11 protein-coding genes and 1 pseudogene are annotated in these 11635 nt (G+C 76.1%); 2 read left to right on the top strand and 10 right to left on the bottom strand.

Annotated features, from left to right (window positions below; all coding sequences use genetic code 11):
• Positions 1-114: 114 nt before the first annotated feature.
• The 3 genes and pseudogenes from AA75_RS29270 to AA75_RS29265 all read right to left on the bottom strand — a co-directional run bounded on the left by AA75_RS29270 (position 115) and on the right by AA75_RS29265 (position 1660).
• Positions 115-783 (bottom strand): Pr6Pr family membrane protein, encoded by a 669-nt coding sequence (locus AA75_RS29270; RefSeq protein WP_051813670.1) that lies wholly within the window; start codon positions 781-783, stop codon positions 115-117.
• A gap of 177 nt (positions 784-960) precedes the next feature.
• Positions 961-1047: pseudogene (locus AA75_RS52530) on the bottom strand (short-chain dehydrogenase); the annotation flags it as partial.
• A 40-nt stretch (positions 1048-1087) separates the two neighbouring features.
• On the bottom strand, positions 1088-1660 hold the full coding sequence (locus AA75_RS29265) for a histidine phosphatase family protein (RefSeq protein WP_033823295.1): 573 nt from the start codon (positions 1658-1660) through the stop codon (positions 1088-1090).
• Between the two features lie 298 nt (positions 1661-1958).
• Between AA75_RS29265 and AA75_RS29260 the strand changes: the two genes are divergently transcribed.
• Both AA75_RS29260 and AA75_RS29255 read left to right on the top strand, forming a co-directional pair.
• Entirely contained in the window at positions 1959-2171 is a 213-nt protein-coding gene (locus AA75_RS29260; RefSeq protein WP_033823294.1) for a CbtB-domain containing protein, read from the top strand.
• Positions 2172-2192: 21 nt separating this feature from the next.
• Complete coding sequence (locus AA75_RS29255) at positions 2193-2948, top strand: CbtA family protein (protein WP_033823293.1); 756 nt, start codon at positions 2193-2195, stop codon at positions 2946-2948.
• A 70-nt stretch (positions 2949-3018) separates the two neighbouring features.
• Here AA75_RS29255 and AA75_RS29250 read toward each other — a convergent pair whose 3' ends face one another.
• From AA75_RS29250 to AA75_RS29220, 7 genes are all read right to left on the bottom strand, one after another.
• Positions 3019-3879 (bottom strand): universal stress protein, encoded by an 861-nt coding sequence (locus AA75_RS29250; protein ID WP_033823320.1) that lies wholly within the window; start codon positions 3877-3879, stop codon positions 3019-3021.
• A gap of 137 nt (positions 3880-4016) precedes the next feature.
• Complete coding sequence (locus tag AA75_RS29245) at positions 4017-4907, bottom strand: phosphotriesterase (protein WP_033823319.1); 891 nt, start codon at positions 4905-4907, stop codon at positions 4017-4019.
• Positions 4908-4963: 56 nt separating this feature from the next.
• Positions 4964-5359: a carboxymuconolactone decarboxylase family protein gene (locus tag AA75_RS29240; RefSeq protein ID WP_033823292.1), complete on the bottom strand. Its 396-nt coding sequence runs from the start codon at positions 5357-5359 to the stop codon at positions 4964-4966.
• Positions 5360-5368: 9 nt separating this feature from the next.
• Entirely contained in the window at positions 5369-5974 is a 606-nt protein-coding gene (locus AA75_RS29235; RefSeq protein ID WP_033823291.1) for a DUF4865 family protein, read from the bottom strand.
• Positions 5975-6001: 27 nt separating this feature from the next.
• Positions 6002-6574 carry a TetR/AcrR family transcriptional regulator gene (locus AA75_RS29230; protein WP_199520437.1) on the bottom strand — a complete coding sequence of 191 codons (573 nt, stop codon included), beginning with the start codon at positions 6572-6574 and terminating at the stop codon, positions 6002-6004.
• Positions 6575-6796: 222 nt separating this feature from the next.
• Entirely contained in the window at positions 6797-8950 is a 2154-nt protein-coding gene (locus AA75_RS29225; protein ID WP_051813667.1) for an MMPL family transporter, read from the bottom strand.
• A gap of 191 nt (positions 8951-9141) precedes the next feature.
• A partial coding sequence (locus AA75_RS29220) for an AAA family ATPase (RefSeq protein WP_035981350.1) occupies positions 9142-11635 on the bottom strand: 2494 nt, incomplete at its 5' end.

The following is an 11635-nucleotide window of genomic DNA, read 5'->3' as shown; positions in this document are numbered from 1 at the left end:
CGCGAGGACGACGGCGGCCGCCAGTACCTTGTGACTCGTCAGGCCCATCGCTGCGTGCTGCTCCCTCGGTCCGGTGCAAGGTGGCGGACGGCGTCCCGGCGGCGGGCGCGGGCGTCAGGTCGGGTCGGTGGCGCGCCCGGGCGCGGACCTGGCGTGCCGGGGCGGCGGCCGGTCCCGGCGGCGGCTGCCGAGCCGGTTGCCGAGCCAGGCCAGCACGGCGGCCACCAGCACGAACAGACCGAGCATCAGGGTGCAGGCGCCGGCCACCCGTCCGTACCCGCCGGGCAGGTGCGGGTCGAGGAACGGGTACGGGTACCAGTGCACCAGCGGCCCCCGGGCCAGCGTGTACGCCAGGTACACCAGCGGGAAGACCAGCCACTTCAGGACGGTGGTGCGGTCGATCCGCCGGGCCGGCGGCATCAGCAGCCAGTCGGCGAGGTACACCACGGGCATCACCCGGTGGACGATGTCGTCGACCCAGGGCAGCAGCAGCCCGAGGCTGTAGCCGGACAGCAGGAGGGCGTACACCAGGCCGGTGATCGTCATGTAGAGCACGATCGCGCCGCGGACCGCGTCCGGGATCCCCGGGCTGCCGCGCAGCGCGAGCACCCCCCCGGCCACCAGCACCAGCAGACCGGCGATGTTGCTCAGGATGGTGAAGTAGCTGAAGAAGTCGGTGAGCGGGGAGCCCTGGCTCACCGCGTGCTGGCCCTGGACGCACAGCGCCACCGCCGCCAGCACGCCGAAGGCGATCCGCCCGAGCTGAACCGCTCGTTCCCGCATGGGCCCGCCCTCCCGCACCACTGAATGATCATCAGTCGGGAACATCATCGGCCCGGCCCGCCGGGGCCCACGGGAGGCGGACCGGCGGACCGGACGCCTTCACCCGATCGGCCCGCCCGCCCCGGCCCGGCTGCTGTCCGAGCCGGGGCCCGGGCCGGCGCGGTCGGCACGCGAGCGTCAGGCGTGGGTGCCGCCGTCGATCCGCAGCTCGGTGCCGGTGATGAAGGCGCCGTCGTCCGAGGCCAGCATGGCGATCACGCGCGCGCCCCTCGACCTCCGGGCCGCCGGACCTCCGGACGGCGGCTCAGTCGGCCGGGCGCCGCGTCAGCCGTTCGCCGCAGGACAGGTTCCAGCGGCCGCCGCCGCCCGTGAGGCGGGTGAGGGTGAGCGGTTCGACGTCAAGGCGCCAGAAGGCCTGGGGCGGCAACGCGAGCGCGTGGACGACGGCGGCCCGGACCACGGCCGGTTCCACCACGGCCAGCACCCGGCCGCTGCGGGCCTCCAGCCAGGCGCCGACCCGGGCGACCAGGCCGAGGACGCTCTCGCCGCCGTGCGGGGCGGCCGCCGGGTCGGCCAGCCAGCCGGCCAGTGCGGCGGGGTCGGCGGCGGCCAGGTCGTCGAGGGTCCGGCCGCGCCAGCCGCCGGTGTCCAGGTCCGCCGGGCCGGGGCCGGCCACCGACGCCAGTCCGAGCGCGGCGGCCGTCTGCGCGCAGCGGCGGGACGGGCCGGCGAACACCTGCTCGGCGCCGGGCAGCAGCCCGGCGGCGCCTTCGGCGGCCCGGCGGCCGGAGTCCGTCAGAGCGGTGTCCGAGCCGAACCTGGCCTCCCGCAGTCCGGCCGAGGCGGCCGGTGAGATCAGCGTCACCCGTACCGTCATCCCACTGTCCTCCCCGCCCGGCGGCAAGCCTGGCACGTACACGCACCGTTCGACGGGCGCCCCGCACGCCGCCCGGTGCGCCGCGTGCCCCTGCCGCAGCCCTTGGCCGGGCCGCCGCCCCACGGTACCGTCACCTCGACAATTGACGACGGTGTGACGGAAGCCGGTGGGAACCCGGCACGGTCGCGCCACTGTGTACCCGGTACCCGACCTCCCGTCAGGTGCCGGAAAGTCAGACCCGACTCCGTCGTCCACTGCTCCAACGAACGGGACGCGAGTTCCCCCAGGAGGTCCGGTCATGGCTCACCCCATCGCCCCCGCCGCCGCTCCGGCGATTGCCCCCATCTCGCTGAAGGCGATCGCCCCCTGGGCGGCGTTCTTCGGCATCCTCATGCTGATCGTCATCTACTTCGTCGGCGCCGAGCAGGGCGCCACCGCGCTCATCTCCGGTGAGAACGTGCACGAGTGGGTCCACGACGGCCGTCACCTGCTCGGCTTCCCCTGCCACTGATCCCAAGGGGAACCGACGCTCATGAACTCCGTATCCGTCAGATCCCTGCTCGTCCGGGGCATGCTCGCGGGCCTCGCGGCCGGTGTGCTCGCCCTGGTCGTGGCCTACCTGCTCGGTGAGCCGCACGTCGACGCCGCGATCGGCTTCGAGGAGGCGCACGCCCACTCGCACGACGCCGGCGAGGTCGAACTGGTCAGCCGCAGCATGCAGTCCACGCTCGGCCTGGCCACCGGCATCCTGCTGTACGGGCTCGCCTTCGGCGGCATCGCCGGCCTCGCGTTCTGCTTCGCGCTCGGCCGGATCGGCCGCTTCGGCCCGCGGGCCACGGCGGCCCTGCTGTCGGCGGCCGGCCTGGCCGTCGTCTACCTGGTGCCGTTCCTCAAGTACCCGGCCAACCCGCCGTCGGTGGGCGAGCCGGACACCATCGGCAAGCGCACCACGCTGTACTTCCTGATGATCGCGCTGTCCGTGCTGCTCGCGATCGGCGCGACCATCCTGGGCCGGCGGCTGGCACCGGCCCTCGGCAACTGGAACGCCACGGCGGTCGCCGTCGTCGCGTTCGTGGCGGCGGTCGGCATCGCGTACGCGGTGCTGCCGACCGTGGACGAGGTGCCGGAGGACTTCCCGGCCTCGCTGCTCTGGCAGTTCCGGCTGTCCGCGCTGGCGATCCAGGTGACGTTGTGGAGCGGTTTCGGCATGCTCTTCGGGCACCTGGCCGAGCGGCTGCTGGTCCCGGCCCCGGCCGCCCGGCCGGCCGCCGAGGCGGCCACGGTCTGACCGGCCGGTCGTAGCGGGTCACCACGACGGGCCCGGCGGGGAGACCTCCCCGCCGGGCCCGTCGGCGTCCTCACACCGGCACCACCGCGACCGGGCAGTGCGCGTGGTGCAGCACGGCGTGCAGCGAGGTGCCGAGGCGCAGACCGAAGCGCGGGGCGGGCTCGTGCCGGGAGACCACCAGCAGGGCGGCCTGCCGGGAGGCCTCGACCAGGGTCTCGACGGTCGCGCCGGTCAGCTGGCGGGCGTCCACCCGCACCTCGGGGAAGTCCTCGAGGACGGGTTCGATGGTGTGCTGCAGCAGTTGGGCGTGCAGCCGCTCCTCCTCCCCCGCCTCGTCGGCCATCGCCATCTGCCCGGCCTCCGCGACCACCGGCGACCAGGTGTGCAGGGCCTCGACCGGCAGCCGCCGCGTGGCCGCGGCCCGCAGCGCGAACCGCAGGGTGGCGGCGTCCCGCTCGTCACGGACGGCGACCAGCACATGGCTGCCCGCGTCCGACGCACCGCGCACCACCACCACCGGGCAGCGGGAGTGCGCGGCCACCCGCAGGCTGACCGAGCCGAGCAGCAGCGCGGCGAAGCCGCCGTGGCCCCGGGTGCCGACCACCGCGAGCTCCGCGTGCTCGGCGGCGGTCAGCAGGGCCTCGGCGGCCTCCCTGGGCACCACGTCGCCGGTGAGACGCAGTTCCGGGTGAGCGGCCTTGAGCTTGCCGAGCGAGTCGTCCAGCAGATCCTGGGCGTCGCGCAGGATCAGATCGGTCACGGCGGCCCCGGTCCGCGGCGAGAGGGTGACGGTGCCGGTGTTCACCGCGTGCACCAGGTGCAGCGCACAACCCCGGCGATCGGCCTCCTGGGCGGCCCATTCGGCGGCCGCGGCGGCGGAGGCCGAACCGTCCACACCGGCGACCACGCCTGCGGGGGCTCTGTTGTTCATGATCGTCTCCCGGAAACGCTCCACGCCCTCCGCCCGGCCCGGGACCGGGCCACCGCGCAGGGCCCTGGTACCAGGATGCGCCTGTCGGCCGTGGCGCGCCGGGCCCCTGTGGGCATGCCCAGGTCACACCGGGCGGTTCACCAGGCGAAGGCCCGGGCCGGGTTGGCCCGCAGGATGCCGTCGGCGGCCCGCTCGCCGAGCGCCCTGACCAGCCGGGGACGCAGACCGCTCAGCAGGTACGCCGGGCCGGGGTTGCCGCGGGCGGCCGCGGTGGTGGTGTCGCCGCCGAGCAGCAGCTGACCGCCGTGGCCGGCCTCGGTGAGCGCCACCAGGGTGTCCAGCAGGTGGTGATCGGTGGCGTGGTGGGCCCGGGACGGGCCGTCCAGCACCAGGTACGCGCCCGAGGCGGCGGCCTCCCGCTGCATCCGCAGGTCGGGGAACCGGTTGAGGTGGCCCAGCAGCACCCGCCGCGGCGGGACGCCGAGCCGGTCGCAGAGCAGGTCGAGGACGTCGCCGGCGGCCGTGCCGAGTTCGTGGTGGACGGCGATCGGCGCCCCGGTCGCACGGTGCGCCTCGGCGGCGGCGGTCAGCGTCCGGCGGGCGTGCGCGTCCAGGCCGTGGTAGCCGCCGGCCACCTTGATCAGCCCGGCCCGGCCCGGTCCGCCCGGGCCGCTCGGTCCGGCGGGGCCGGTGAGCTCGGCGGTGAACAGCGCGGCCAGGTCGAGTCCGCGCAGCCGCCCGGGCGGGTAGTGGGCGGCCTGGTGCAGTCCGGTGGCGGCGACCAGGTGGACACCGGTGGCGCGGGAGAGCGCGATCAGGTCCGGGATCCGCCGGCCCATCCCGTACGGCGTCCACTGGACCAGGGCGCCGCCGCCGAGGGCGGCGAAGGCCCGCAGCTCGGCCTCGGCGGCGGCCGGGTCGTCGAGTTCCTGGCCCGGGAGCTGCTCGCTGCGCAGGAACAGGTGGTCGTGGGCGTCGCAGAGACCGAGCCCGGCCGGGTCCACCGGGCCGAGGACGGTGTGCACCACCTCGGCGGGCCCGGCAGCACCGGCAGTACGGGCGGCCCCGGCGGCGCCGGCCGGGGTCACGCCGCGTCCAGGACGGACGCGGTGGCGCGCAGCGCGGCCAGTGCCTTGGGGACCCCGATGTACGGCGCGAGGTGGACGAAGGACTCGGTGATCTGCTGCGGCGTCAGTCCGATCCGCAGGCTGCTGCGGAGGTGGCCGGCCAGCTGCGGTTCGACGCCGCCGAGGGCCGCGAGGGCGGCCAGGGTGAGCAGCTGGCGGTCCCTCGGCTCCAGGCCTTCGCGCTGGTAGGTGCCGCCGAACAGGCTGGTGACGATCCAGTCGGGGAAGCCCGGCGCGAGCCCGTCCAGGGCGGGCAGGGTGGCCAGCTGGGTGGCCTCGTCCATCAGGGCGTCGAGCACCCGGTGGCCGGCGGCGCGGTCGATGACGGCCGGGGTGAGGTCGGCGGGCTGCACGGATCTCCTTCAGCGGGTCGGGAGTTCGGGGGCGGGGAGTTCGGGGGCGGACAGGTGGAGCACCCGGTAGCGGGTGACCGTGGCCGCGGGGGCGGCGGGCGGGCCGCCGTACCGGTCGTCGCACCAGAGGCTGAACCGCAGCAGCTCCCAGCCGTACGGATCGAGGGCGAGGGCCGTCGAGTGCAGGCCGCTCCCGTCGCCGTCGGCGGCGGCCGGGCGGGCGAGGGCGTCGGCGAGGACCTCGGCCGGGTCGGCGTCCTCGGGCAGCGGGGTGAGGACCCGGGTGGCGGTCCGCGGCCGGAGTGCCACCGCCGGGCCGGGCCGCAGGATGTGCCCCAGCCAGTGGCGGACCGGCGGACGGCCGAAGTCCTCGCTCAGGGTGCGGAATCCCGGGCCGCGCAGGAAGGCGTCCATGGCGTCGGCCCGGTGCCAGAGGTAGAGCGGTGCGTACTGGTTGACCGGGGAGCCGTCGGTGCCGCGCTCGCGGACCAGGTACGCCTTGAGGGCGAGGCCGGGCAGGTGGTCGGTCAGGTGGCCCTTGTCGGCGACCCGGCGGTGGATCGTCCGCATGTCGTGGCCGGCGGGGAGGGTGATCTCGTACTGCATGGCCTGCACGGACGGCCTCCGGTGGGGTGACGGGGGTCAGGGGGTGCGGAGCAGGGCGAGGGCGCCGCGGACGGCCCGGTGGAAGGGCTCCGGCGAGCCCGCGGCGCGGGCCAGCACGTAGCCGCCCTGGACGACGGCGACCAGGGCGGCCGCGGTGTCGGCGGGGTCCGGCCCGGCGGGCAGCTCGCCGGCCGCCTGGCCTTCGGCGACCACCTCGGCGATCCGGCCGCGCAGCCAGGCCAGGGTCTCCTCGACCGGGGCGCGCAGCCGGGGGTCGGCGATCACCTCGGGGTCCTGGGCCATCCGGCCGATCCGGCAGCCGCGCAGCACCTCGCGTTCGCGGCCGAGGTAGGCGGCGATCCTCTGGAGCGGTGTGCCGGGGCCGCCGAGCTGCTGCTCCGCGAGGGTGCGCAGCTGCTCGGCGCTGCGGCGTAGGGCGGCGGCGGCGAGGTCGGGCTTGCCGTCGAAGTGGTGGTACATGCTGCCCTGGCCGACCCCGGCCTGCTGCTGGATGGCCTTGGGGCTGGTGCCGACGTAGCCGCGATCCCAGAGGAGTTCCTGGGTGCTCTCGATCAGGCGGTCCTGGGTGGTCATGGGATCACTGTACATACCAGTAGGTACAGAAGCCAGGGGGCGTCCGAAAGAGGCACGGCACCCGCCTGCGGTTTGAAGCCGGGAGCCGGACGGGCTCGGCGGCCGGCGAACCCCTGGCAGCCTTCCGACCCGCGCGGTTCCGCGCGCCCCTCGGTGCCGCCCGGCGGGGAGGAGCGGGCGGGAACGGCGCGGCCCCGCCCGCGGGAGCGGACGGGGCCGGGACGGCTGGGGCGCGGGTCAGACCGGGACACGCTCCGGTTCGGCCGCGGCTCCCGGGCCGGGGGCCATCACCGGGTCGCCGCCGTGCTCGATCCGCAGCTCGGGCAGCAGCCGGTCGAGCCAGCCCGGGATCCACCAGTTGAGGCGGCCCAGCAGGGTCATGGTGGCCGGGACCAGCACCAGCCGGACCACGGTGGCGTCGATCAGGACCGCCACGGCCATCCCGACGCCCATCATCTTGACGGTGATGTCGGGGTCGATCGCGAAGCCGGTGAAGACCGCGACCATGATGGCCGCCGCGCTGCTGATCACCCGTCCGGTGGCCGCCAGGCCGCGCAGCACGCTGCCGCGCGCGTCCCCGGTGGCCAGCCACTCCTCACGGACCCGGGCCAGCAGGAAGACCTCGTAGTCCATCGACAGGCCGAACAGCACGGTGAACATCAGGATCGGCACCCAGCTGGACACCGGCACCGAGTGCGGCAGCCCGAGCGCCTTCGCGCCCGCGTCGGACTGGAAGACCGCCGTCATCACGCCGTACGCGGCGGCCACCGACAGCAGGTTCATCGCCGCCGCCTTGACCGCGATCACCGGTGCCCGGAACAGCACCGTCAGCAGGATCAGCGAGAGCGCGACCACGAACGGCACCACCACCCAGAGCCGGTCCGAGAGCCGCTTCGAGATGTCCGAGAAGGACGCGACCACCCCGGTCACCTCGGCACCGGAGGCCGGCAGCAGGTCGGCGCGCATCCGGGACAGCAGCTGCGCGGTGCGCTCGTCCTGCGGGCCTGTCCTGGGCTGGACCGAGACGACGGCCGCGTCCTGGGCCCGGTTCACCAGCGGCGGCGCGACCGCGGCCACCCCCGGGTCGGCGGCCAGCCGGGCGGTCAGGGCGGGGAGTTCGGTGGCGGGCACCCGCTGCAGGTCGACCGCGACCAGCAGCGGACCGTTGGCACCCGGGCCGTACGCCTCGGCCACCAGGTCGTACGCCTTGCGGGTGGTGTTGCCGGCCGCCTGGCTGCCGGCGTCCTGCGGCCAGGTCCGCATCCCGAGCATCGGCGCGGCCAGCGCCAGCAGGACCACCAGCGAGGCCAGCGCCGCGGCGACCGGACGGCGGCCGATCAGGGCGGCCCACCGCTCGGTGCGGGTCGGTCCCTTGGGCTTCACCGGGCCGTCGGTACGGCGCTCGGAGCGGCGCAGCAGCCGCGGACCGGCCAGCGAGCACAGCGCGGGCACCAGGGTCAGCGAGGCCAGCATCACGGCCCCGACCACCAGGAAGGTGGCGTAGCCGAAGGAGGAGTAGGTGGGCAGTCCGGCCAGCTTGAGGCCGAACAGCGAGACCAGCACGGTGGAGCCGGCCACCACCACGGAGGAGCCGGCCGTCGCGGTGGCCTCGGCCGCCGCCTGCCGCCGGTCCAGGCCCTTGCGCAGTCCCTCGACGTGCCGGCTGACCAGCAGCAGCGCGTAGTCGATGCCGACGCCCAGGCCGACCATGCTGGCCACGGTCGGCGCGGTCGGGCTGATGTCGGTGACCGCGGCGAGCAGGGTGGTCAGCGCGGTGCCCGCACCCAGCCCGGCCAGCGCGACCACAAGCGGCAGGCCCGCCGACACCACGGTGCCCAGCGAGAGCACCAGGACGACCAGCGCGGCCACGATGCCGATGGTCTCGGCGGTGCCGTCCGGCGCGGTGAAGTTCTCCGGCAGCTGGCCGCCGAACTCGACCTGCAGGCCCGCGTCCTGGGTCGGACGGGCGGCGGCGCGCAGGTCGTCCAGGCCCTCGGAGCCCTTGAACGAGGTCACCGGTATCAGGTAGTTGACGGCCAGCAGGGCGGTTGAGCCGTCGGCCGAGAAGACCGGCTCGGCGACCGGACCCGCGCCGCGGACCGTGCCGATCCGGGTGCGCAGCTCCGCGAGCGCCTGGTCGGGGACGCGGTGCCCGGCCCGGTCGTGGACGACGACCCGGGCGCTGGCGCCGGACATCTCGGGGAACCGCTCGTGCAGCAGGTCGAGGCCGGCGGTGGACCGGGTGCCGGGCACCCGGTAGTCGTCGCGCGGGGTGCCGCCGAAGCCGGCGGCCAGCCCGAGGAGCGCGGCCAGCAGCAGCGCCCAGCCGAGCACGGTGTACCAGGGTCTGGCGGCCGCGGCGCCGCCGAGGCGGCCGAGGAGGGAGGACATGAACGGGCCTTTCGGCTGGTCCGGTGCAGAAGTCCCGCCCAGCCTGACCGCCCGCGCTTGGAGACGACTTGGGACGGCACTTGGAGGCGACCCCGCGCACCGCCCGCTGCGCCGCCCGGGCGGCGGGCCGCCGGGCCGGGTGCGGGCCGGAGCCGCTGCGGGCGGGGAGACACACCGGCCCGCGGCCGAGACTAGGGCCCCGGCGGGAGTTGCGCCAGAGCCCGGAGCGCATCGGCCTCCCAGTGCGCGGACTCCCAGCGGCGGGCGACCTCGGCGGCGTGCCGGAAGTGCGCGGCGGCCTCGGCGTACCGGCCCAGGTGGCGGGCGAGCTCGCCGCGGGTGTGGGCGACCGGCCAGAGCGCGACCGAGGTGCTGGCGGCGCCGGCCACCAGACGGTCCACCTCACCGAGTTCGACCAGCAGTTCGGCCGCCTCGGCCCGCTCGTCCAGGGCGATCACCGCCATGGCCCGCAGGACCAGGAAGAACGACCGGTAGTAGTCCGGCGCGATCGGCCGGCCCGGGCTGCGGGCCGCCCTGGCCTCCTCGATCCGGCCGTCCTGGGCCAGCGCGAGGGCCAGCACGTCGTCCACCAGCGGCCCGTACAGCGCGGCGGCCGACCGGACCAGCGGAAGCTCCTCGCGCAGCCGCCCGCCGCCGATCGCCAGGGTCAGACGGTGGACCGCGTCGACGCCGTCGGCGTGCAGCGAGCCGCGCGCCCGCAGGCCGTCCACCGCGCGGCGGTAGAGCGTGCGGGCCTCGTCGGGCCGGTCCGCGGCCAGCGCCAGCATCGCCTGCTGGCAGAGCCCGACGTCGATCAGCTCGGGCAGGCCGTACGCCTCGGCGATCCGCAGCCCGGTGTCGATGTGCGCGCGCAGGGCCGGCAGGTCACCCTGGACGGCGGCCGCGGTGGCGTGCAGGTGCTCGGCGTGCCAGCGGTACGCGGGAAGGTCGAACTCCTGCGCCAGCGAGGAGAGTTCGGTGGCGATCTCGGAGCGCAGCAGCAGGTCGTGCTCGTAGTCGTGCACCCGGGCCTGGGCAGCCAGCGCGCGGGCCAGCAGCCGCGGGTCGCCCACCGCGCGGGCCAGCGCGACCGCCTCGGCGCCGGCCGCCCGGCCCTCGCTCGTGCCGGTGCAGTCGAGTTCGTAGGTGAGCGCGTCCAGCAGGCGGCACCGGGTGACCGGGGGCAGATCGGTGCGGCGCAGCAGCGCGGTCAGCGCGTCGACCGCCGCGTGGTCCACCGAACCGTACGGGTGCGCGACCCACGGCGTCGGCTCGGTCCAGGCGGTCCACGCCTCGATCACCAGGTCCTCGCGGCCGCTCTCGCGGGCCAGCCCGACCGCCGCGGCCCGGGTGGCCAGCGCGGCGGCGATCTCCCCGGCCCGCAACTGGGCCCGCAGCAGCGCCCCGAGCAGGGCGATCCGCCGGGCCGCCCGGTCGTCACCGCACTCGGGCGCCAGCGCGAGGGCGTCCAGGGCCTGCTGGAGCAGCGCCGCGCAGCTCTCGTGCGCGTACCGGCGCTCGGCCGCCTCGGCGGCCCGCACGCAGTGGTCGACGGCGAGCTCGGCGGTGGCGGCGGAGGCCGCCCGCGCGTAGTGGTGGGCCAGCGCGGCCAGTCGGTCCGGGTGCAGGTCGCGCAGCGCCTCGGCGACCCGGCCGTGCAGCCGGGTCCGGCGCAGCGAACTGAGGTCGGCGTACAGGGTGTCCCGGACCAGCGCATGGGTGAACCGGACCGCGCCCGGCCGGGGTTCGGTGAGCAGGCCGCCGACCAGGGCGGCCTCCAGGGCATCCAGCAGCCGTTCCTCGCCGTGCCCGGAGGCGGCGAGCAGCAGGTCGACCTCGGCCTCCCGGCCGACCACGGCGGCCAGCCGCAGTACCTCCACGGTGGTCCCGGGCAGCCGGGAGAACCGCCGCCGCAGCACGTCCCTGACCCCCTGCGGAACCTCCTGGACGGCCACCAACGCACCCTCCCCGGCGAGCAGTTGGGCGCTCTCCAGAAGATAGAACGGGTTGCCCCCGGTGCGCTCGGCGAGCGCCCGAACGGTAGTCGGGTCGACCTCCTCCTCGCAGACCGACCCGATCAGCCGGCCCGCCTCCTCCTCGGCCAGTCCGCCCAGCGGCAGCCGGTACGGCGAGCGGCGGGCCAGCGCGGCGAGCGTGTCGGTGAGCTCCCCCTCGCCGGGGCGGTGCGCCACCACCAGCAGCAGGCCGGGCAGTTGCGCGCCGGCCAGCGCGGTCAGCAGGGCGCGGGTCTCCCGGTCGGCCGCGTGCAGGTCGTCGAGGACCAGGGCCACCGGCCGGGCCGCGGCGGCCTGCCGCAGCCAGTCCTCGACGGCCCGGTGCAGCCGGAACCGGCCGACCAGCGCATCGGCCTGCGGCCCGGCACCGTGGGGCGGGGTGCCGTGGGGCGAGGTGCCGTGGGGCGAGGTGCCGTGGGGCAGGGCGTTCGGGGGTGAGCTGGACGCCGGGCCGGCGGGCGTGCCCGCCGGTTCGCCGTCCAGCAGCGGGGCCAGCAGCCGGGCGTGGACCGGCGACAGCGGGCTCTGCTCGGCCAGGCCCCGCAGCGCCTCCGTCCAGGCCCAGGCCGGTGGCGCACCCCCGGACTCCGGACAGCGCCCGGCGGCCACCAGCATCCCGGAGCTCTTGAGTTCGGCGTGCAGCCGGCCGAGCAGGGTGGACTTGCCCGCA

The organism is Kitasatospora sp. MBT63, from assembly GCF_000710465.2.
GTDB lineage: Bacteria > Actinomycetota > Actinomycetes > Streptomycetales > Streptomycetaceae > Kitasatospora.
Note: the sequence above shows the minus strand (reverse complement) of the source record. Positions and strands in the feature narration are given on the sequence as shown.